The organism is Pseudomonas saxonica, from assembly GCF_007858365.1.
Classification (GTDB): Bacteria; Pseudomonadota; Gammaproteobacteria; order Pseudomonadales; family Pseudomonadaceae; genus Aquipseudomonas; species Aquipseudomonas saxonica.
Genome location: NZ_VFIO01000002.1, coordinates 296,892 through 316,875, shown reverse-complemented (window position 1 = coordinate 316,875; position 19,984 = coordinate 296,892). Strand labels below are relative to the sequence as shown.

At 60.7% G+C, this 19,984-nt stretch carries 22 protein-coding genes; 1 reads left to right on the top strand and 21 read right to left on the bottom strand.

From position 1 onward, the window contains the following. From FJD38_RS08520 to FJD38_RS08425, 20 genes are all read right to left on the bottom strand, one after another. The gene (locus tag FJD38_RS08520; protein WP_146384850.1) at nucleotides 1–1,227 is read right to left on the bottom strand and encodes a beta-ketoacyl-ACP synthase; all 1,227 of its coding nucleotides are present in this window, start codon (nucleotides 1,225–1,227) and stop codon (nucleotides 1–3) included. Next, a complete protein-coding gene (gene fabG / locus FJD38_RS08515; protein WP_122785169.1) occupies nucleotides 1,227–1,955 on the bottom strand; it encodes a 3-oxoacyl-ACP reductase FabG in 729 nt (242 codons plus the stop codon). The genes FJD38_RS08520 and fabG overlap by 1 nt, the downstream gene beginning before the upstream one ends. Beyond that, nucleotides 1,948–2,415 carry a hotdog family protein gene (locus FJD38_RS08510; RefSeq protein WP_146384848.1) on the bottom strand — a complete coding sequence of 156 codons (468 nt, stop codon included), beginning with the start codon at nucleotides 2,413–2,415 and terminating at the stop codon, nucleotides 1,948–1,950. The genes fabG and FJD38_RS08510 overlap by 8 nt, the downstream gene beginning before the upstream one ends. After that, entirely contained in the window at nucleotides 2,412–3,599 is a 1,188-nt protein-coding gene (locus FJD38_RS08505) for a beta-ketoacyl-[acyl-carrier-protein] synthase family protein (RefSeq protein ID WP_146384846.1), read from the bottom strand. Before FJD38_RS08505 ends, FJD38_RS08510 begins: the two co-directional genes overlap by 4 nt. Next, nucleotides 3,596–4,057 (bottom strand): DUF3261 domain-containing protein, encoded by a 462-nt coding sequence (locus tag FJD38_RS08500; RefSeq protein ID WP_122785389.1) that lies wholly within the window; start codon nucleotides 4,055–4,057, stop codon nucleotides 3,596–3,598. The genes FJD38_RS08505 and FJD38_RS08500 overlap by 4 nt, the downstream gene beginning before the upstream one ends. A 125-nt stretch (nucleotides 4,058–4,182) precedes the next feature. Beyond that, nucleotides 4,183–4,911 (bottom strand): class I SAM-dependent methyltransferase, encoded by a 729-nt coding sequence (locus FJD38_RS08495; RefSeq protein WP_122785166.1) that lies wholly within the window; start codon nucleotides 4,909–4,911, stop codon nucleotides 4,183–4,185. After that, complete coding sequence (locus tag FJD38_RS08490; protein WP_146384844.1) at nucleotides 4,908–6,155, bottom strand: NAD(P)/FAD-dependent oxidoreductase; 1,248 nt, start codon at nucleotides 6,153–6,155, stop codon at nucleotides 4,908–4,910. The genes FJD38_RS08495 and FJD38_RS08490 overlap by 4 nt, the downstream gene beginning before the upstream one ends. After that, entirely contained in the window at nucleotides 6,143–7,306 is a 1,164-nt protein-coding gene (locus tag FJD38_RS08485) for a cation:proton antiporter (RefSeq protein WP_146384842.1), read from the bottom strand. Before FJD38_RS08485 ends, FJD38_RS08490 begins: the two co-directional genes overlap by 13 nt. Next, nucleotides 7,300–9,615 carry an MMPL family transporter gene (locus FJD38_RS08480; protein WP_146384840.1) on the bottom strand — a complete coding sequence of 772 codons (2,316 nt, stop codon included), beginning with the start codon at nucleotides 9,613–9,615 and terminating at the stop codon, nucleotides 7,300–7,302. Before FJD38_RS08480 ends, FJD38_RS08485 begins: the two co-directional genes overlap by 7 nt. Continuing rightward, nucleotides 9,605–10,300, bottom strand: a complete 696-nt coding sequence (locus tag FJD38_RS08475) for an outer membrane lipoprotein carrier protein LolA (protein WP_244302707.1) — start codon at nucleotides 10,298–10,300, stop codon at nucleotides 9,605–9,607. The genes FJD38_RS08480 and FJD38_RS08475 overlap by 11 nt, the downstream gene beginning before the upstream one ends. Further along, complete coding sequence (locus tag FJD38_RS08470; RefSeq protein WP_122785162.1) at nucleotides 10,297–10,722, bottom strand: acyl-CoA thioesterase; 426 nt, start codon at nucleotides 10,720–10,722, stop codon at nucleotides 10,297–10,299. The genes FJD38_RS08475 and FJD38_RS08470 overlap by 4 nt, the downstream gene beginning before the upstream one ends. Then, a complete protein-coding gene (locus FJD38_RS08465; protein WP_146384838.1) occupies nucleotides 10,715–12,259 on the bottom strand; it encodes an HAL/PAL/TAL family ammonia-lyase in 1,545 nt (514 codons plus the stop codon). The genes FJD38_RS08470 and FJD38_RS08465 overlap by 8 nt, the downstream gene beginning before the upstream one ends. Further along, a complete protein-coding gene (locus tag FJD38_RS08460; RefSeq protein ID WP_122785160.1) occupies nucleotides 12,240–13,178 on the bottom strand; it encodes an LpxL/LpxP family acyltransferase in 939 nt (312 codons plus the stop codon). Before FJD38_RS08460 ends, FJD38_RS08465 begins: the two co-directional genes overlap by 20 nt. Continuing rightward, the gene (locus tag FJD38_RS08455; protein WP_122785159.1) at nucleotides 13,175–13,909 is read right to left on the bottom strand and encodes a glycosyltransferase family 2 protein; all 735 of its coding nucleotides are present in this window, start codon (nucleotides 13,907–13,909) and stop codon (nucleotides 13,175–13,177) included. Before FJD38_RS08455 ends, FJD38_RS08460 begins: the two co-directional genes overlap by 4 nt. Before the next feature lie 179 nt (nucleotides 13,910–14,088). Next, nucleotides 14,089–15,759: an acyl-CoA synthetase family protein gene (locus FJD38_RS08450; RefSeq protein WP_146384837.1), complete on the bottom strand. Its 1,671-nt coding sequence runs from the start codon at nucleotides 15,757–15,759 to the stop codon at nucleotides 14,089–14,091. After that, nucleotides 15,756–16,301, bottom strand: coding sequence for a COG4648 family protein (locus tag FJD38_RS08445; protein ID WP_122785157.1), 546 nt, complete (start codon nucleotides 16,299–16,301; stop codon nucleotides 15,756–15,758). The genes FJD38_RS08450 and FJD38_RS08445 overlap by 4 nt, the downstream gene beginning before the upstream one ends. Next, the gene (locus tag FJD38_RS08440; protein ID WP_122785156.1) at nucleotides 16,298–16,552 is read right to left on the bottom strand and encodes an acyl carrier protein; all 255 of its coding nucleotides are present in this window, start codon (nucleotides 16,550–16,552) and stop codon (nucleotides 16,298–16,300) included. The genes FJD38_RS08445 and FJD38_RS08440 overlap by 4 nt, the downstream gene beginning before the upstream one ends. 9 nt (nucleotides 16,553–16,561) lie before the next feature. Continuing rightward, nucleotides 16,562–16,822: a phosphopantetheine-binding protein gene (locus tag FJD38_RS08435; protein WP_122785155.1), complete on the bottom strand. Its 261-nt coding sequence runs from the start codon at nucleotides 16,820–16,822 to the stop codon at nucleotides 16,562–16,564. Next, nucleotides 16,782–17,648 (bottom strand): lysophospholipid acyltransferase family protein, encoded by an 867-nt coding sequence (locus tag FJD38_RS08430; RefSeq protein ID WP_208727506.1) that lies wholly within the window; start codon nucleotides 17,646–17,648, stop codon nucleotides 16,782–16,784. The genes FJD38_RS08435 and FJD38_RS08430 overlap by 41 nt, the downstream gene beginning before the upstream one ends. After that, the gene (locus FJD38_RS08425) at nucleotides 17,581–18,303 is read right to left on the bottom strand and encodes a beta-ketoacyl synthase chain length factor (RefSeq protein WP_146384836.1); all 723 of its coding nucleotides are present in this window, start codon (nucleotides 18,301–18,303) and stop codon (nucleotides 17,581–17,583) included. Before FJD38_RS08425 ends, FJD38_RS08430 begins: the two co-directional genes overlap by 68 nt. Nucleotides 18,304–18,632: 329 nt before the next feature. Here FJD38_RS08425 and FJD38_RS08420 point away from each other — a divergent pair, with 329 nt between their 5' ends. Then, nucleotides 18,633–19,406 carry a ParA family protein gene (locus tag FJD38_RS08420; protein WP_122785153.1) on the top strand — a complete coding sequence of 258 codons (774 nt, stop codon included), beginning with the start codon at nucleotides 18,633–18,635 and terminating at the stop codon, nucleotides 19,404–19,406. Here the strand turns inward: FJD38_RS08420 and trxC are convergent. Then, nucleotides 19,403–19,843, bottom strand: coding sequence for a thioredoxin TrxC (trxC, locus tag FJD38_RS08415; protein ID WP_146384835.1), 441 nt, complete (start codon nucleotides 19,841–19,843; stop codon nucleotides 19,403–19,405). The genes FJD38_RS08420 and trxC overlap by 4 nt on opposite strands. Nucleotides 19,844–19,984: the final 141 nt, after the last annotated feature.

Here is a 19,984-nt window from a genome sequence, read left to right as displayed (position 1 = left end):
TCACGACCAGCGACGGAAGATCAACGACGTGTTGACCCCGCCAAAGGCAAAGTTGTTGTTCATCACGTAATCGTTGTGCATCACCCGGAACTCGCCACGCAGGTAGTCCAGTTCGCCGCAGCGGGGATCGACCTCATCGAGGTTGAGGGTCGGCACGTAGCGGTCACGGTTCATCATTTCGATGCTGAACCACGACTCCAGCGCACCACAGGCCCCCAGCGTGTGGCCCAGAAAGCTTTTCTGCGAACTGATGGGCATGTCTTTGCCAAACAACTCGCTGGTGGCCAGTGTCTCGGCAATGTCGCCTTGTTCGGTCGCCGTACCGTGGCCGTTCACATAGCCGATGGCCTGCGGGCCAAGACCCGCGTCTTCCAGCGCCAACTCCATGGCCCGGCGCATGGTGCTGACCTCGGGGCGGGTGGTGTGCTGGCCGTCGGCGTTGCTGCCAAAGCCGACGATTTCAGCGTGGATGTGCGCTCCTCGGTCCAGTGCATGTTCCAGTTCTTCAAGCACTAACATGCCGCCGCCTTCACCAATCACCAGACCGTCACGGCCCAGGTCATAGGGGCGTGGGCTGGTGTGCGGGGCGTCGTTTTTCAGGCTGGTGGCGTAGAGCGCGTCAAACACCATCGCTTCGGTGGGGCACAGTTCTTCTGCACCACCGGCAAGCATCAGGGGCAAACGCCCGAATTTGATGGCTTCGTACGCGTAACCAATGCCCTGGCTGCCGCTGGTGCATGCGCTGGATGTAGGGATCAAACGCCCGGTCAGGCCAAAAAAGATGCTGATATTGGCGGCGGTGGTGTGCGGCATCATGCGCACGTAACTGTTGGCGTTAAGGCCATCGGCCACCGAGTTAAGCAGCATATTGCCAAAGGCTTTGATTTCGTCGGTGCTACCCGTGGATGAGCCGCAGGCCACACCCATGCGGCCATCGCGGATGATCGGGTTGCCGAGCAAGCCGGCATCCTGCAAGGCTTGCTCCGCGGCGCCCACGGCCAACCTCGACACCCGGCCCATGCTGCGCAGTTGCTTGCGGGTCCAGTGTTTGGGCACGACGAAATCATCGATCGGGCCGGCCAGTCGCGTGTTGAGTTCGGTGAAGCGATCCCACTCGTCCATGCGCCGGATGCCGCTGCGCCCGGCCACAAAGTGCGCTTCGATGCTGGCCCAGTCACTGCCCAGCGAGGTAATGCCGGCCATGCCGGTGACGACAACGCGCTTCATCAACACAGCCCTCCGTTTACGGCCAGTACCTGACGGGTGATGTAGCCAGCTTCGGCAGACATTAAAAAGTTAACGGCCCCGGCGACTTCTTCCGGGGTGCCCATGCGTTGAGCCGGGATCATTTTCATCAGGTCGTCTATGGGAACGTTTTCGTCGAGCATCGCGGTGTCGATCAACCCCGGGGCGACGCAGTTGACGGTGATTTTGCGTTTGCCCAGTTCGATGGCCAAGGCTTTGGCTGCGCCGATCAAGCCCGCTTTGGAAGCGCTGTAGTTCACCTGGCCGCGATTACCGATCAGGCCCGAGACCGAGGTTATGCACACGATGCGCCCGGCGGCGCGACGCCGAATCATCGGCATCATCACCGGGTGCAGCACGTTGTAAAAACCGTCGAGGTTGGTGCGCATCACCACGTCCCAGTCGTCTTCGCTCAGCGCCGGGAAAGCGCCGTCGCGGGTCAGTCCGGCATTGAGCACCACGCCGTAATAAGCACCGTGCTGTTCTACGTCGGCCTCAAGAATGGCTTTGCATTCGTCGCGCTGCGACACATCGAACTGCAAGACACGAGCCTTGCGGCCCAAGGCGTGAACCTCGGCCATGACCGCGTCGGCTTCGCGGCGGCCACTGCGGCAATGCAGCACCAGATCAAAACCGGCCTGTGCCAGGCGCAAAGCGATAGCGCGGCCAATGCCACGGCTTGAGCCTGTGACCAAAATGGACTCAGTCATGGCGGGTCTCCTCGGTTGTTTGAGTCAGGTACTGTTCAGGCTGAGGCGGTCGAAACACGTTCAGGCGGGCGCTGGCATGGATGCCGGGGCCGGTGAGGTGGCATTCGAACACGCCCATGCCGTTGTCGTCTTCGAGCGAGCGCTGCGCATGGATACGCAACTCGGCACCCAGCGGGAAGTGTTCGACGTTGCATTCAAATTTGCGGGTACCGAGCAAAAACCCCAGTACCACTTCATTGCCTTGCACGCGGGCATGGCAACCCGCAAAGGCGGCAACACTTTGTGCCATCAGTTCGACGCCCACCCAAGCGGGCAGGCTGCCGTCTTCGCGGTTGAAGAGACCACCGCCCTGCACCGTGAGACGGGTTTCAATTTGTTCTTCATCAAACGCCAGCACCTGATCGATAAGGATCATGTCGCCAGCGTGGGGCAGCAGTTCGGCGAGCGGCCAATCCGTCATGGAGCGTCTCCAATAATCAGGCTGACGTTATTGCCGCCGAAGGCAAACGAGTTGCTCATCAGGCAGCGTTGTGGCGAGGCGGCGAGGGTTTGGCCGGGTATTACCCACTGCAACGCGGGCAAGGCCGGGTCGGGCTGGCCATCCCACAGGTGCGGTGCCAATGCATTGTCATGGGTCAGGCTCAGCCAGCAAAACGCCGCTTCCAGAGCACCGGCCGCACCCAGGGTGTGGCCGGTCATGGGCTTGGTCGATGAGCACGGTACGCCCAAAGGGAAGACCTGCGCGACCGCGTGGCTTTCCATCGCATCGTTGTGCTGGGTGGCGGTGCCATGCAGGTTCAGGTAGCCGATGTTTTCGGGCTGTAAACCGGCCCGTTTCAACGCTTTGTGCATGGCTTGAGCCGCGCCGCGTCCGCTGGGTTCAGGGGCGGAAATGTGGTGTGCATCGCTGCTGGCACCTGCCCCGAGCAGGGCGATGGTCTGAGTGCCCGCAGGGTGTTTGCTCATGATGAACAACGCCGCCGCTTCGCCAATGTTGATGCCCTGGCGGTTAACTGAAAACGGCTTGCAGCGTTCATCGCTCACCGCGTCCAGTGCGCTAAACCCGTTGAGCGTCAGCCCGCACAAGCTGTCGACGCCGCCGCACAGCACTGCGTCGCACAGGTTCAGGTCAAGCAGGCGTTGAGCGCTCATCAGTGCGCGGGCGCTGGAGGTGCAGGCGGTGGAAATGACATAGGCGGGGCCGCCAATGTTCAGCCAGTCCGCGAGAAAAGTGGCTGGGGCGCTGAGTTCTTGTTGTTGATAATCGTATTCTGCCGGGAACTGCTGTGCCTGCAAGTAATGGGCAATACCGCGGCTGGCTTCATCAATGCCCGAGGTGCTGGTGCCCAGGACAACGGCGATACGTTCACGGCCGTAGCGCTCAATGGCGTGGTCGATGTCGTCGCGTATCTGCAAGGCAGCTTCGAGCAGCAACTGATTATTGCGGCTTTTTTGTTGCTGGAGTTCAGCTGGAATTGCCGCCAAATTGCCTTTAACAGCGCCGACCGTGAGCGAGCGGTCGGGCACCCAGCCGCTTTCGCGCTGCATGCCCGAGCAGTCGCCGGCAAATAGAGTGCGCGCCACTTCGTCTGGGCCACGCCCGAGTGAGCAAATCACTCCCAAGGCATTTAGATAAGCAGTCATGGCGTCACCTCCAGGGGGCTGACGCGGTAGTGCAGGTCGCCTTTCATATCAATGCGAAAGACCGACGGCTGCTGGTACTGCACCTGCCAGCGCTGCGCCAGAAACCGCAGGTCTGCTTCGGCGTTGGCCTGTGGATAATTCGCCTTCAGCTGTTCCTGCGGCGTCAGTGCAAACAACAACGCGGCAAACAACTCGCGGGCTTCGGGGTTGGGTGGCAACAGGCCGTCGGCGTGCCAGCGACCGTCTTGCAGCAGCTGACGCGCCAGCGGAATGCCCAGCGGGTCCATCAACGACCAGCGCAGTCCGGCGTCTTGTTGCTGAATCACCAATAACCAGTCCTGGCGCTGTTCAGCCTGCTCGCGCAGGATATGCAATTGCATCGGTAACGCCAGTGTGGGCGTGTGCTTGGGCAAGGGCAGGCTGGTGCAGCCGCTGAACAAGGCAACTACAAAGAACACTAACAAAGCGCGAAATCTGTAGCCGCTGCCGCCAGGTTGCGATAAGGCCCGCAGGGCCTTCAGAACAACAGGCCTGCGGCGCACGCCAGCGCAGCCTGCGCCAGCGGCTACAGGAGTCGTATTCATCATTGCGGTAGGCCATTTAAAGGTTTGCGCGCCACGACGTTGACCAGCGTTTCTTCGCGCTGGCCGACCGGTTTTGGCTTGAACAGGCCTGTGCGTTCCAGCAGGCCGAAATCTTTGGAGCGACTCCACCACAGGTACGGGTACGAGACGTTCTGCGCCTCAAATTCAAAGCCCTGATCACGGATCATTTCAAGGTACTGCGCTGCGCTTTTTTGCACGTGCATGGGGTGGCGGAACAACCAGCGAATCACCCAGGTGTCGATATAGGCTTCGGTGGATTCGGCAAACAGCAAATAGCCGCCCGGCTTGAGCACGCGATAGAACTCGGCCAGCGCCCTGTCCTGCTGCACCAAATGGTGGAAGGTCTGGTGGCAGAACAGGAGGTCAACGCTGGCGTCCGGTACCTCCAGCTCGGCGCAATCGCTGCCGATCAGCTCGATGTCGATGCCCTGACGCTCGGCCTCTTCACGACTCATTTGCAGGCTCAGCGGGTCGGCATCAAGACCGATCAAGCGCTGCGGGGCGAAGGTTTTTTGCAGGTACTGGAACGATTTTCCCTGACCACAACCCGCATCGAGAATCACCGGCGCGTTCGGCAGCGGCTGACTGAACAGGCTGCGCAGATCGTTGATGGCCACTCGCAGTACGTGGTGTTGCCAAGTGTGGCTACGTAAAAACCAAAAGCCGAAACGGGTTTCTTCAACGTAGGTGTCGCTCAGAGGTTTCATGCGGTCTCCGTGGCGCAGATGTCCGAGAGCATGCGCAGACGGCGCTTGGGTTCACTGACAAAGGGATTGTTTTGATCCCAGGCATACCCTGCCAGTATCGAACTGATCATGCGGCGAATCTGCGGCGAGCTGCCGGGGTGGTAAATCACGTCCTGAAAAGTGCCGGCGTACCAGCCTTCGACGTAACAGCGGAAAGTGTCGACCCCGCGCTTGAGCGGGTCGGCGAACTCGGTTTGCCAGTTCACGGCCTCACCTTGCAGTTGGCGGTGCAACACGCCAGCGGCCATGCTGGCCGAGCGCATGGCAATGGTCACACCCGAGGAAAACACGGGGTCGAGAAACTCGGCGGCATTGCCCAACAGGGCAAAACCGGGGCCGTGCAGGGTTTTGACGTTGGCCGAGTAGCCACCCATCGTGCGCGCAGGTGTGTCCCATACGGCATTGGCCAGTACCCGCTGCAAGCTGGGGGTCTCGTTGATAAAACTGCGCAGGCAGTCGTCGAGGTGCTCACTGCGCCCGGCAAAGTGTTCTGCCGCGGCCACCACGCCCACCGAGGTGCGCCCGTTGCTGAACGGGATGCTCCAGAACCAGATATCGCGTTGGGTCGGGTGAGTGGTGACGAGGATCTTGTTGCGATCAAAGCTCGGGCAGTCGATGCGGTCTTCGACGTGGGTGAACACCGCCTTGCGTAGCGGGAAGTTCGAGGGTGCTTCGAGGTCAAGCAGGCGCGGCAGCACACGCCCATAACCGCTGGCGTCGAGCATAAAGGTCGTTTCGATGCGATAGCGGCTGCCGTCTTCGCGTTCAATTTCCAGCAGGGGCCGGGCGCCATCAATGCAGGCGCTGATAACGCTTTCGCCGTAGCGGATTTCTACCCCTTGCAGGGCTGCCTGATCCGCCAGCAACTTATCGAACGTGGCGCGTTGCACTTGAAAGGTAGTGGGCTTGCCGTTGCTGAACGTGTCGCCAAAATCGAAGGCGCTGTACTGCTCGCCCCACGCGAAGGCTGCGCCGTTTTTCAGCTGGAACCCGGCGGCTTGCACGGCTGGCAGCATGCCGGCTTCTTCGACGAAATCGAGGCAATGGGACAACAGGCTCTCGCCAATGGAAAAACGCGGGAAGTGCTGGCGCTCAATGACCAGCACATCGTGGCCGTTGCGTTTAAGCAAGGCCGAAGCGATGGCGCCCGAGGGCCCTGCACCAATCACGACCACCTGACGACGTTCCATTTCTATTCCTGACACAGGCGCTCCTTGCCGGGTACTACGGCAGACTTCAAAGGGGGTTTACTCATGCCTGCCAGCGCCGGTAACAGCGTGGCTATCAGGCTCATCAGCATCAGCGCGACGTACAGCGCAGGGCTGATCAGGTGTTGTTGCAACAGCAGGTTGAGGAAGACGATCTCACTCAGCCCGCGAATGTTCAGTAACAGGCTTTCACGCCATTGGCTGGCGCCTACAAACGAGGGTGTAGCCCAGTTCAAGCCCACCCAGTTGCCCAGCACCTTGCTGGCCATTGGCAGCAGCAACAGGGCCGCCAGTTGCAGCGGGCTGATCTGGTTCAGGGCGCTGTGCACATCGATTTGCACAATGCCGAAGGTCAGGATCAGCGGGATCGCCAGTGTGGTTTGCACACGTTCAAGCCACACACCCTTTAACGGCATCACCAGCGGCACCTTGAGCCATGCCATGCAGACCAGATAGCCGACACCGAAAATCAGCGCATTGAGGCGGTAGTGTTCGGCCGCCACCAACAACGCGAAAAAACTCAGGCTGTAGCACAGCGGGTGGCGAATGCGCAGGGCGCGCATCAGCAGCGGCAGCATGGCCCCTGCCAGCGGCAGCAGCACGCTGCTGAGGTCCAGACTGCCTTGGGCCAGGCCGAACAGGCTCCAGCAGGTCAGGTCGATCACAATCGCACTTTGCACCAGGCGCCGGGTGGCAGCCGGCGGGTAATCGATATGGTGCAGGTACAGGTACAGCACCGGGATGGCGGTAATCGCAAACACCAGCCCGACGGCCAGCGAGCTGAGCCAGGGTTGCTCCGGCAGCACCCAGACCGCGCAGGCCAGCCCGCAGGTGAAGGGCACGGCAAAACTGGGCAGGGCAATTTTCAGGCTTTGACGGTCCAGTTGAAGATCGATCACGTCGCTTAAAATGGTGCCCAACAGCAGGGCGAAACTCAGGCCGTACAGGCTTTTGAGCCAAACCGGCGCCACCAGTTGGGCGCCGTTGAGTTGCCAGTGCGGCTCGATCCAGAACAGCATCAACAACGGCAGCCCGATAGACGCCAACAACAACTGGCTGACAATCGGGATCATGCGAAAGCGCCGGCCCACGTGGGTTGCAACGGCAAACAGGGCCATGATCAGCAGCCAGAACACGACGGTCAGCATGCGGTGTGCGCCTGTTTACCGGCCCATGGGGCGAGGATAAAACTGAACGCCAGGCCCAGGCTCACTGACAGCCCGAAGTTGCTCACGGCGGGTGTGCTCGACACCGCCAGCAAGCCAAACGATAGCCATGTGGTCAACGCGGCCAGCAAGGTGCCCAGTAAACTGACGGCTGCGCCGCCGATTTGCTCGCGCATCAAGATCGCGTAATCGACGCTGATTGCCGTGACCAGCAACAACCCGAACAGGCTGAACAACGTCAGTGGCTGACCCAGCCAACCCAGGCTGGCAAGGCTGCACAAGGCGGCCAGCAACGGTAGTGCCACGATACGCAACGCACCGCCGAAGCCGAATGGGGCAATCAACAGCACAACGATCAGTGCGCACGACAACAGTTTCAACTCAGCGGCGCTGATTTGTGTGGCCGCAAAGACCTTGTTCAAGTCGCCCAGGCGATCCACCAGCGTAACGCCAGGCAAGTCCTGCGCCTGCGCGCGTAACAGGCTGGCGTCATTCAAGCCTTGCAGGCTGACCATTGCGGCCACGCCTTCGGGGTTTTTGCCCAGCCAAAGCGCTCGCCAGGGTTCGGCCAAGGGGCCTTTCAAAGCGTCGTCGATTGATTGATCGGGCAAGGCTAGCAATTGCGTCAGCTCGTTTTGCAAAGCGCTTTCAGGCACCCCCACGGCTAACAGCGGCTGCCAGTGTTGAGGCAGCGCGTTGAGTGCGGCGCGCAGTTGTTGTTGCTCGCCGGGCTGGCTGACTAACTGGTTCAGGGCCAAAAAGCCCTGCAACTTGCCTGTGCCGATTAACGGTTCAAGACGCTGGCTCAGGGCGCTTTGGCGCTCCAGCAACTGTTGCTCATTGTCGGCGCGCACCAGAAAGAACTGACTGGTGGGTTGATAGCCGGTGATGCGCGCAATGGCCTGCGCTTCGCTCATCAACTGCGGTGGCGCGCCGACCCATTGGCGGATGTCATTCTTGCTGGTGAGTTGCCACAGGCCGGCTGCGCAGAAGGCCAGCAGCATTAGCAGCAACACCGGTGTCGGAATTTTTTCCAGCAGGGCTGCGCGTACATCAAGCAAGCGTTGCGCAAAGCGAAGTGGCCATTGCGCCGGGCGCAATTCGACGTTTTTGAGCAGCGCTGGCAACAGGCACACGGCGCTTAAGTAAGCACCGATCAATCCGGCAGCGGAGAAAATGGCGATTTGGGTCAGGGCCGGAAACGGCGTGAAGGCCAGCGCCAGATAACCGATGCAGCTGGTAGCCAGGCTCAGACTCAAACCCGGCAAGGTCAGACGCAATGCCGGCCAACTGCGCCAAGGTTTCAGGCTCCAGCTTTTGGACAGGTAGTGCAGCGGGTAATCCACCGCGACGCCAATCAGGCTGGAACCCAGCACCAGCGTCATGACGTGCATGCGGCCAAACAACGCGACACAGGCGACAGCGCCAAACAGCATGCCCACCAGTACCGGAACAAAGGCCAGCAGTACGCGCCAGCGGCGAAAGGCCAGCAGTAGCAGCAGCAGAATGCCCACGGTGGCGCCGCCGCCCACCCAGGTGATTTCGCGGGTGGCTTGTTGCTGCCCGCTGGCGGCGTACAGCAGGCCGCTGGCGGCAAGTAACTGCACGTCGTTTTGAGCCACCTGCTCGCGGCTTTGCTCAAGCAGCTCGGCGACCCGCAGCGGCAGCTTCATATCGAACGCATTGCCTTGAGTGCGGGCGCGCAATAGCACCCAGTTTTTGCCATCCGCTTCAGCGATCAAGGCGCCGCTGCCAATGTCCAGTTGCACAGCGCCGCGTTGCGGCTGGCTGTTTTGAATGCGCCCGGTCAGGCCCAGCCAATCGTCCTGACTCGGCACCAGACTGAACCCGGTAAAGGGATCAAACAGGGCTTGCACCCGCTGCTGGATAAAGGCCTCGGGGTGTTCGATCAACTGTGTGCGATCGGCGCCCGAGAGCATGGCCAAACGCCCGCGCAGCAATTGTTCGCGCAGGGCGGGCAAGTCGGCTTGCAGGTTCCATTGGACCTTTTCAAACAGGCCGCTGGTTTGCCACTGCTCGCCCAGTTGTTGAGCGGTGGCGATGGCCTGTTGACGATCCGCGCTGCCCACCAGTACCAGCATTTCGCGGTTCAGGGGTTCTTGCATGCGCTCTTCAGCGCTGAGCTCCAGCGCGTCAGGCGAGTCACCGGGCACCAGCTCCATCAAGTTGGCGGACAGTGGCGCACCGTGACGCCATTGCCAGCCGGCCAGCGCCAACACGGCCAGCAGCAGCATCAAAAAAGCCCGTGGCAGCCAGCGTTCACTGCGCAAAATCGTGTTGCTCCGCGTCGCTCAAAGGCGTGTTGCTGACGCTGTTTTGCAGTTTGAGCAGCGTGCTGTCCCCTTGGGTTTCTTGCAGTTCAATGCGTTGAACCAGCTCACCGCCTTCGATGTTGATCTGGTTGAACACTTGCTTGAGCAGCAAGGACCGTGGGGTCAGGGTGAGCGTCCAACGGGTGGGTTCACCTTGCAGTTTCAGGTCGAAATCCCGTTGCAGGCCGCTGCTGTCGCCTTGTAGCACGGCGAGGAATAAACGGTTTTGTTCGGCCCCGGCGCTTTTGCCGGGGAGCATTTGCCACTGGGTGCCGTTGCGTCGGGCAATGCCTTGGGCAGTGATGCGGTAATCCTGTTGCAACGGGGTTTTCAGTTGCCAGAGCAGGCCGTGGTCTTTGGCCAGGACAAAGGTGCCGGTGCTGGTGAGCGGTAGAGGCAGGGCGCGCAGGTGTTTTTCCTGAACGAAATCGCCGTGGATGACCTGGGGTTTGGCCAGTTGTTCGCTGAGCTGTTGCAGGTCGAAGGCGTGGGCCAGAGGGGTGAACGCCAGCAGTGCGGTGAACAGGGCTGCGAGACGTGTGCGGGCTTTACCCTCAGGGGGCCGATGCGCGCCGCGCTCAGTCCCCTCTCCCTCTGGGAGAGGGCTAGGGTGAGGGGCTTTTGATCTAAAAAAGACACTCATGACAGCACCCGTTCAACAGCTTGAACAAAACACGCAGGCGAGACCAATTGCATCTCGCGGCTCTCAATTTCAACCGCCACCTGCACCGTTACCGCCCGAGTCAAACGCTCACCCGTGACCGCATCCGTAATCAGGTAATTAATCTTCAAGCGGTTCTCCCACTCCACCAGACTGGCACGCACGTTGATGCGCTGGCCAAAGGTGGCCCCACGTACATAGCGCAACTGCATGTCGATCACCGGCCACGCATAACCGGCTTCAAGCATGTGGGTGTAGTTGTGGCCGATGTGGTCGAGCAGCGCGCAACGCGCCACTTCGAGGTATTTGACGTAATGCCCGTGCCACACCACGTGCAGGGTGTCGATGTCGAAAAACGGCACCAACACCTCGGTATCAACGTGCATTACGCCTTTGCTACGCATGCAGCCTCCAGTGTTGTTGGGCGATGCGGCTCAAGCACAGGCGCAGTTCGGCTTCCAGCGCCCGGTCTTCCACCACGGGCGGGAAGTCTTTGGCCAGTTCAGCGTGCATCAGCGCCAGTGCAGGCGGCAGCGGGCGGGCATCTTCGGTGCGGCTGCGCAGCCACACGCCTTGGTTGGCGGCCAGCAAGGTCGCGGCGGCCACTTGTTCGGTCAACTCCAGTACGCGGATTGCATCACGGGCGGCGATGGTGCCCATGCTCACTTTGTCCTGGTTGTGGCACTCGGTAGAGCGCGAGAACACGCTGGCCGGCATGGTGTTTTTCAGTGCCTCGGCGGTCCAGGCGCTGGTGCCAATCTGCACGGCTTTAAACCCGTGGTTGAGCATCGCACGCTCGGCGCTGGCGCCCGACAGGTTACTCGGCAGGCCGTGGTTGTAACGCACGTCCACCAGCAGGGCGAGCTGGCGGTCCAGCAGGTCGGCGACGTTGGCCACCAGGGTCTTGAGGCTGTCCATCGCAAAGGCGATATGGCCTCCGTAGAAGTGCCCGCCATGCAGCACGCGCTCTTCTTCGGCGTCGATGATCGGGTTGTCGTTGGCGCTGTTGAGTTCGATCTCGATAAACCCGCGCAGCCAATTCAAGCTGTCAGCCAGCACGCCCAGTACGTGGGGGGCGCAGCGCAACGAGTAACGGTCTTGCAGCCGATGCAGCGGCGCCGTCGGGGCGTCGATGGCCAGATCTTGACGCAGCCAGGCGGCCACCTGCATTTGCCCCGGATGCGGCTTGGCCGCGAACAGGCGCTCGTCGAAATGTTCGGGGTTGCCTTGCAGCGCCACGACGTTGAGCGCGGTGATGCGGGTGGCGAGTTTGAGCAGGTAGTCGGCGCGGGCGTACGCCAGGCAGGCGAGGCCGGTCATTACAGCGGTGCCGTTCATCAGCGCCAGCGCTTCCTTGGGCCTGAGTACCAGCGGCGTCCAGCCCAGTTCGCGGTGTACGTCTGCCGAACTGCGGCGCTCACCGTTAAACAACACTTCACGCTCGCCAGCCAAGGTTGCGGCTACGTACGACAGCGGTGTCAGGTCGCCGCTGGCGCCGACCGAGCCCTCTTCGGGAATCAACGGCAGCACGTCATGGGCGATGAAGGCGTGCAGGCGCTCCAGCAACTCGATACGCACCCCCGACACACCGTGGCACAGCGACTGCAAGCGCGCGGCAAGCACGGCGCGGGTGGCTTGCGCGTCGAGCAACTTGCCCAGCCCGCAACCGTGGAACGTATACAGGTGACGCGGCAGGGCTTCGACGTGCTCCAAAGGCACCGCCACCACGCACGAGTCGCCGTAACCCGTAGTCACGCCGTAGATCACGCCTTCTTTGTCCAGCAACGAGTCGAGGAAGCGCGCGCCCTTGGCAATGCGCTCGCGGTACTCGGCGTCGTCTTGCAGATGGGTCGGTGCTTGACGATTGGCCAGCGCCAGCACGTCTTCAATGCGCAGCGGGAGTTGGCCGAAGGTTACTGGCTCATGCGGATGCGTCGTCATCGGTCTTCCAGAAAGGGTAAAAGTTAAACCATTGTTGCGGCGCTTCAAGGCAGTAATGCCCGAGCCGTTCGGCGTAGCGGCCAGCCCAATGGGCAATGACCTGTTCGCGGTCGCTGCGCCGCCACACGACGGCCTCTGCGAAGGGTTCGAGGATGACTCGGTAACGACCTTCGCGTTTCAGACAAAACAACAGATTGACCGGGCACTTGAGTAGCCCGGCCAACAGCCACGGGCCTTGCGGAAAGGCGGCTGGCTGGCCGAGAAAATCGACTCGCACCTGACGCCCACCTTGCAGGGGCACGCGGTCACCGGCAATCGCCAGCCACTCGCCGTTTTCCAGGCGCTGGTTGAGTTGCAGCATGACGGCGGGGTTGAGCTCGCTGACTTGAATCAGGCGTAAATGGCTGGCCCCGGCTTCGCCCAGCAGGCGATTGAATTGTTCAGCGTGTTTGGTGTGAACCAGCACGTTCATGGTGACTTTTTCGCCCAGCTCGGCGAGGGCGCGGCACACCTCAAGATTGCCCAGATGAGCACCCACCAGCATCTGCCCGCGCTCAGCGCGTAAGTGATTGCGCAGCAGGGCCGGGTCGATGATGTCGATGTCTTCGATCTTGAGGCGGCCGTTCCACACGTCGAGCTTGTCGAGCAAGGCGTCGGCAAAGGCCATGAACTGGCTGAATACCCGGCGGCGGGTCGGGCGCAGGGCGCTTTGCCCGCTCCAGTCGGCCAACCGTTGCTGATACTGCCCAATGCTGCGCCGGGCACGGCCACCGAAGACAAAGAAGTACAGCACGATGCCGTACAGCACCGGGCTGAGCAGGCGCCGTCCGAGTAATTTGACGCCGAATGCAGTGAGTTGCATCAGCCGCAAACTGCCGCGTTCCTTGTGATTGGCCCAATGTTGTCGAGGTTCGCTCATGCCTGCCAGCGCCTCCAGAGAATGGCGGGCAGACGCACCAACATGCCGAAGAACAGCTTGGTGTGCATGCTGCTGATCAGCGCGTTGTCATGCCATAGACGAAAATGCGAGAGGCCGTCCTGCGGGTAATGAACGCGGGTTGGCAGCCAGCGCATGGGCTGGTTGCGCCAGGTCAGTCGCACCAGAATTTCGGGGTCGAAATCCATGCGTTTGCCCAGCGTGACCGAGTTGATCAGCGCCAGCGTCGGCGCCAGCGGGTACACGCGAAAGCCGCACATGGAGTCGGGAATCTGCAACGACAGGCTGTTGATCCACACCCACACGTGGGTCAGGTAACGGGCATATAAACGACCTTTTGGCACGCTGGCGTCGTACTGCGGATAGCCGCACACCAGCGCCTCGGGGTGGTGCTGCGACACCTGGATAAAGGTGGCAACGTCGCGCAAGTCGTGTTGACCGTCGGCGTCCACTTGCAGTGCGTGGGTAAAGCCCAGGCGCGCGGCTTCGCGCAGCCCGGCCATGACCGCGCCACCCTTGCCCTGATTGACGGCCAGACGGATGAGGTGGATGTTTTCGCCCTGAGCCAACTGTTCGAGGACCGCTGCGCAGGCGGGGCTGCTGGCGTCGTCCACCAACACGCAAGGCAAGCCCGCGGCGAGCAGGGCATCGACCACGGCCGGCACAGCGGTTTCATGGTTGTACACCGGGATGACAGCGCAAGGGTTATGCATGGGCAGAGCCCTTCAGGCTGTTACGAACGTTGCGTAGCAGCTGCCGAAGGCTGCGTTCGGGGGCGTAGCCGCCGTAAAGTCCGGCGCCTCGGTTTATCAGGGAAGTCGTGCAAGTCGGTACACGATTGCTTCGCAACCGAACGCAGCCTTCGGCAGCTGCTACGGGTAGGTGGTGAATGTTATCCACAGCGAGCCTCCAGCACGATACGGCCGCTGGCGCACGACGCCGTGGCGTTGCGATAAGCGAAGTGCAACTTGCTGCGCTCGCGGTCAAAGCGCAGGGTCAGTTCAATGGCGTCGCCGGGACGTACCAATTGCTGAAACTTGAGCACTTCCATCCCGGCAAAACGCGGCGGCAGGTCGAGCCACTGTTGGCCCAGAGCCATTGCCCATTCCACTTGCACCACGCCCGGCAATACCGGGGTTTTGGGGAAGTGGCCACTGAAATAGGCCAGATCCGGCGGGATCGACAGGTTGAGCGTCCATTGGCCCTGGTCTTCACGCTGGCTCATCACTTCGGGCTGTTTGGGCCGTGGTGCGAGCAGTAAGGCATCGACCTGCGCCTGAGGCAGCTTGCCCTGGCTGTTAAGCGGCAAACAGCGCAGCAAGCGCCAGCGACGTGGCAAGGCCAAGGCTTCGCAGTGTTCGCTCAAATGCTGGCGCAAGGCTTGAGTCAGCGCCCGGCGACCGTGCTCGCGCAGGGCAAACAGACCGCTGTCGCTGAGCACGAGCAGCGCGCCCAGCGAGGCACGGTTTTCATGAACAACGCCCAATCGGGCTTCGGCCACCCATGGGTGGTTGGCCAGCGCGAGTTCCAGCATCGGCAGGGAGATGCGTTTTTCTTCCAGTTTGACGATACGGTCAAGGCGCCCGAGTAACTCGAAGCGCCCGTCAGCCTCAATACGGGCAGCATCTGCTGTGAGCTCAACATGACCGACAGGCAAATAGGCAGAGGCGATACGCAGGGCGCCGTCTTCGCTTTGGCTCAGCTGCACATCGGCAAAGGGCTGCCACAGGTTGTGCCCCTGGCGCCAGGCAATGCCACCGGTTTCGGAGCTGCCGAAAATTTCAGTCGGCCATTGCCCCAAACGGGTGTGTAAAGCCTGTGCCGCCTCGGGAGGTAACGCGCCGCCGGAGGAAAACACACGTTGCACGGCACTCAAGGCTGACCAGTCGAGGTTGTCAGCCATTCGCTTGAGCATGGCAGGGCTTGCGACCCACGCAAATGAATGGTGTTCACGGCTGACACGCTGCATGTCTTCAGGGAAGGCCAATTGGTTGCGCACAAAACTGCGGCCCGCACACAGCGGCCACAACACGCGGAACAACAGCCCGTATATGTGCTGCGCCGCCACGCTGGCGATGATGCAGGCAGAACCCAGTTCAGCCCCCCACAGCTGTTCCAATGCTTGAACTTCATTGGCCATCTGGCGCAGGGTTTTGTCGATGCGCTTGGGCTCGCCGCTGGAACCGGACGTACACAGGCTCAGGTGGCAGCTGTCCAGATCCAGCTCTGCGCCACCCAGTGGCGCTTCGTACAGCGCCTCCAGTTCAACCGTTGACGTTATCCACAGGTCAACCTGCGCGTCCCAGCGTTGGCGGGTTTGTGCTTGCAGGTCGGCGGGCAATAGCACGCTGACACCGGCTCGCCAGGCGCCCAGCAAGGCAATCGCCAGCTCAGCGGCGTCATCCAGGTGGATGGCCACCTGTTGTATTTTGCGCCGATGCAGGCCGCCTGCCAGACACAGAGCCTGTTCGCACAGCTGACGGTGATCCAGTACCGGATCAAATGTCACTGGGCGGTCTGCGTGCCCTTTCAGCACCAGGTGCTCAAGTTTTATCCAATTCATGCCCGGCCTCTTACCTGTTGCCGTATCAGCCATTCAATGGCAAACAGCAGCCCCATCAACCCGTAGGCGATCAGGCCGTTGTACAGCGTCCACCAACTCAGCGGTGCCCATAGGGTCAAGCTGGCCGCGACCAGCCCGTTGAGCAGGAAAAACAGGCACCAGACTTTGGTCACCTGCCGTGTATAAACAATCGCAATGTCGGGCAGCACCGGCTCGCGCAAGCGTGCCAGGCGCTCAATGATCGGCGGGCCTAAACGCAGGCTAAGGCCGAACAGACACAGCATGAAGCCGCTGATCAGCACCGGGTACCAACGCAGCAAAGCGGGGCTGTTGAACACTGCCAATAGCCCGCAAAACACCAGCGCGACCACCGCCATCCACAGGCCACCGGGACGTCGCTCGCCCGTCAGGGCGCGGGCCAGCCACAGGCCGCCGAGCAGCAGCGCGAATTGCCACGGCGCAAAATGGGCCATGCCGAAATACACCGCAAAGGGGTACAGCACGCCGGCCAATAACAGGCCAAGGCTGATCAGTCGGCTCATTCGACGGGATGAACCAGACGGTAGACCGCCTCCACCACATCATTGACGGTACGCACCGATTTGAATTCTTCAGCGGCGATTTTCTTGCCGGTTTTACGTTTGATATGGTCGATCAGGTCTACAGCGTCGATGCTGTCGATTTCCAGATCTTGATACAGGTTGGCGTCGAGGGTGACGCGCTCGGGTTCCAGCTCGAAGAGCTCGACCAGTGCGGTACGCAGGGTGTTGAAAATGTCGTCACGGGTTTGCATGGTTCGGTCTCAGGCTGCCTGTTTGGCCGTGACGAAAGCCGCAAGGCTGGCCACGTTGGAAAAGTGATTGCGGGTGTCTTTAGCGTCGGCGTCTATTTTGATGCCGTAGGTTTTCTGGATGGCCAGGCCCAACTCAAGCGCGTCGACCGAGTCCAGCCCCAAGCCTTCACCAAACAGGGTTTGCTGGTCGTCAATGTCATTGACGCTGATGTCTTCAAGGCCCAGGGCGTCAATGATCAGTTGTTTGATTTGCGTGTTCAGATCGCTCATCTGTGGCGAGTTCCTTAATAAAGTAGTCATGCACGAAGTCATTGAGCAGGCGCGAAGCTTTGGGCGGCGGGCCAAGCGCGGTAAAGGTGTTTGGATCTATATCGGCGCCGACCTGAAAACTGAAGTGCACGCGACGATCGGGAATGCGGTACCAGGGTTCGGCTTTGGTCAGCGTGGTAGGGCTGACCTTGATCACAACCGGGGTGAGAATCTTCGCACCGCGCAGAGCAATGGAGGCCGCGCCGCGATGAAAGGCAGGCGCTAGCCCCGGTTGTGTGCGGGTGCCTTCAGGGAAAATGATCAGCGTCTGGCCTTCGCGCAGGGCGCCAGCTGCGGTGTCGAGCATATCGACGCTGCCGTCATTGCTGATGTATTGCGTGGCACGCACGGGGCTGCGAGTGAACGGGTTTTGCCAAAGGCTTTGTTTGACCACGCAATTGGCGTTGCGCACCAGACCAATCAAAAACACCACATCGATCAGTGACGGGTGGTTGGCGATGATCATTTGACCGGGGCGCCCCAGGCGTTCAGCACCTTGTACCTCATAGGTGAGCACGCCCATGCGCGCCATGCTGCGAATAAATAGCCAGAACAAGCGACTGACCGTGGCTCTGGCCCGCTCGCGCCGGCGAACGGCGCCCCCCGGCAAGCACCCCAGCACCGGAAAAACGATAAGCCGCAGGCACAGTCCACCGAAGCCGAACAGCACAAAACTCAGCCCGGTGGCGATCAGGCGCCAGTAGTAAGCGTCGCGGCGATTACTCACCACTGCGTTGCCAGTTCCAGACGCGGTGTTTCCAGGCGTGTTGAAAGCACGTTTGCTCATCGAGCAGATGACGCACCAACTGCAACGCGTGAGGCCATGGGGTTTTGGCCGCATCGCCCAAGCCTGTACTCAGTGACAGCTGCCACTGTGTGCCGGGCGTCAATAACAGGCCCACGGCGTAAGGGAAGGGCACATCATCGACCCAGCGGGCATATGCGTGAGGGGGCTGTTCTTCGGTGATCACCAGCAGCACAGCGGGCGCGCCCTCGTTGAGCAGGGCGCAGGCTTCGATCAGACCGTGTTCCAGGCCATCCCCCGCCGCAGCGAGGGCTGTCATTTCGCTGGTTTCGCCGCGCATGATCGACCATAGGCCGATTACCGCGTTATGCACCGAAAGGCTGAATTGGGTGGGTGACAAAGGCTGATCGGCGGCCAGATCGCTGAGGATGTCGAACGTGCGCGGTGTTTCGCCGTGACGGGAAATAAACACCAGCGGCAACGCTTCATGGCCTTCTGCTAGCGGCCAGCCGACGCTAAACGCCATGCGCGCCAACCGGCTGAGGCGGCGGCGCTGCATCGCCGGTAAAAACGACACGTCCGGGGCGTTGTCACTGGCGGGGAGTAGGCGGGGTTGCTGGCTCCAGGCCTGCCAAGCGGCCACGCTTTCGAGGCCCGGAGCCCAGGCGCGCCATGCGGCAATATTAAAGGTAATCACTGGAGTGTTATCCCGCCCTTGCGGGCTTCCTTGATGTGGCGGTAGGCCGCGATCCAGGCACTGGACCCAGGGCGGCACCCTGAAAAGTGCCGGCATTATCCCGGTGCGGTTGGCTCGTAGCAAACATCTCGTTACCGTTTAATACTGATTTTTAAACGAGACTGAACGCAATAGCTGTCATTTTGCCAGTATTGGGCTACAGGGTAGCCTTTATGACTTCCAAAATGACGATATGTTCTCTAGAGCTGTAGTTCATTTCGGGGCAAGGTAGCGAAGCTTCACAAATGGCATCTACACTCGGGCACTCATTGATACACGGAGGTCTTGAAATGCGGCGCGTGGTGTTCAATCAAAAAGGCGGTGTGGGCAAGTCCAGCATCGCTTGCAATCTGGCTGCGGTCAGCGCCAGTGAGGGGTATCGAACCCTCTTGGTAGACCTGGACGCCCAGGCCAACTCCACCCAATACCTCACCGGCCTGACCGGCGACGAGATCCCGATGGGGATTGCCGATTTCTTTAAACACAGCCTGTCGGCGAGTGTGGGTTCCAAGAAGAATCGAGTCGATATTTACGAAACCCCCTACGAGAACTTACACATCATCACGGCCACCGCCGAGTTGGCGGACCTGCAGCCCAAACTTGAGGCCAAGCACAAGATCAACAAGCTGCGTAAGTTACTGGATGAACTGGCTGAAGATTACGACCGGATTTACGTCGATACACCGCCCGCGCTGAACTTTTATGCGGTATCGGCGTTGATTGCCTGCGATCGTGTATTGATTCCCTTTGATTGCGACAGTTTCTCGCGCCAAGCGCTGTATGGCCTGCTGGCTGAAATCGAAGAGCTGAAAGAAGACCACAATGAAAACCTGGTGGTTGAGGGCATAGTGGTTAACCAGTTCCAGTCGCGGGCCAGCCTGCCGCAGCAAATGCTGGACGAACTGATCAACGAAGGGTTGCCGGTCTTGCCTGTGTACCTCAGCAGCTCGGTGAAAATGCGCGAGTCCCACCAAGCCAGCCAGCCGCTGGTGTATTTCGACCCGCGGCACAAGCTGACGCAACAATTTGTTGAGTTACACGACTACCTGGATCAGAACGCTTAAGCCTGCACGCCGTGGCTTTGCAGCCATGCCTTGAGTTGCTGCAACGGGAATGCGCCACTTTGGCGAGCGATCTCCTTGCCGTTTTTGAACAGAATCAAACTGGGGATTGAGCGAATCCCCAGTTGGGTTGCCAATTGCTGATTGGCTTCACTGTCCAGCTTGGCCAGCCGGCATTTGCCCAGTAACTGGCTGGCAGCTTGCTCAAACACCGGCGCAAACGCCTTGCACGGCCCGCACCACTCGGCCCACACGTCCAGCAACAACGGCAGGTCGCCCTTGATTTGACTGGCGTAGTCGGTTTGCCGCATATCAAACGGCTTGGCCAGCAACACCTCGTTTTTGCAGCGCCCGCACTTGGGGTGATCGCCCACGCGCTCGGCAGGAATTCGGTTCAGGCCGTTGCAGTGGGGGCAGGGGATCAGCAGCGGGTCGGTCATGGCGCACTCCATCAAAGCGGTTTCTATATGGCGTGCAGTTCAGCAGATCATTACGCAACCTGCCACTGATGCGTGACGCATCTGTTCATACATGGCTGGCGCTTATGCCAAACGCCGTCGCTAGGCTGTTAAGCCAGAATT

Bases quoted from the DNA above. Each gene is read 5' to 3' on its own strand.
- FJD38_RS08445 (WP_122785157.1), bottom strand. From the start codon at position 16,301: ATGAGCCGACTGATCAGCCTTGGCCTGTTATTGGCCGGCGTGCTGTAC.
- FJD38_RS08435 (WP_122785155.1), bottom strand. From the start codon at position 16,822: ATGAGCGATCTGAACACGCAAATCAAACAACTGATCATTGACGCCCTG.
- FJD38_RS08430 (WP_208727506.1), bottom strand. From the start codon at position 17,648: ATGAGCAAACGTGCTTTCAACACGCCTGGAAACACCGCGTCTGGAACT.
- FJD38_RS08485 (WP_146384842.1), bottom strand. From the start codon at position 7,306: ATGCTGACCGTCGTGTTCTGGCTGCTGATCATGGCCCTGTTTGCCGTT.
- FJD38_RS08470 (WP_122785162.1), bottom strand. From the start codon at position 10,722: ATGCGTAGCAAAGGCGTAATGCACGTTGATACCGAGGTGTTGGTGCCG.
- FJD38_RS08505 (WP_146384846.1), bottom strand. From the start codon at position 3,599: ATGACTGCTTATCTAAATGCCTTGGGAGTGATTTGCTCACTCGGGCGT.
- FJD38_RS08450 (WP_146384837.1), bottom strand. From the start codon at position 15,759: ATGAATTGGATAAAACTTGAGCACCTGGTGCTGAAAGGGCACGCAGAC.
- FJD38_RS08440 (WP_122785156.1), bottom strand. From the start codon at position 16,552: ATGCAAACCCGTGACGACATTTTCAACACCCTGCGTACCGCACTGGTC.
- FJD38_RS08420 (WP_122785153.1), top strand. From the start codon at position 18,633: ATGCGGCGCGTGGTGTTCAATCAAAAAGGCGGTGTGGGCAAGTCCAGC.
- FJD38_RS08455 (WP_122785159.1), bottom strand. From the start codon at position 13,909: ATGCATAACCCTTGCGCTGTCATCCCGGTGTACAACCATGAAACCGCT.
- fabG (WP_122785169.1), bottom strand. From the start codon at position 1,955: ATGACTGAGTCCATTTTGGTCACAGGCTCAAGCCGTGGCATTGGCCGC.
- FJD38_RS08510 (WP_146384848.1), bottom strand. From the start codon at position 2,415: ATGACGGATTGGCCGCTCGCCGAACTGCTGCCCCACGCTGGCGACATG.
- FJD38_RS08495 (WP_122785166.1), bottom strand. From the start codon at position 4,911: ATGAAACCTCTGAGCGACACCTACGTTGAAGAAACCCGTTTCGGCTTT.
- trxC (WP_146384835.1), bottom strand. From the start codon at position 19,843: ATGACCGACCCGCTGCTGATCCCCTGCCCCCACTGCAACGGCCTGAAC.
- FJD38_RS08460 (WP_122785160.1), bottom strand. From the start codon at position 13,178: ATGAGCGAACCTCGACAACATTGGGCCAATCACAAGGAACGCGGCAGT.
- FJD38_RS08475 (WP_244302707.1), bottom strand. From the start codon at position 10,300: ATGAGTGTCTTTTTTAGATCAAAAGCCCCTCACCCTAGCCCTCTCCCA.
- FJD38_RS08520 (WP_146384850.1), bottom strand. From the start codon at position 1,227: ATGAAGCGCGTTGTCGTCACCGGCATGGCCGGCATTACCTCGCTGGGC.
- FJD38_RS08465 (WP_146384838.1), bottom strand. From the start codon at position 12,259: ATGACGACGCATCCGCATGAGCCAGTAACCTTCGGCCAACTCCCGCTG.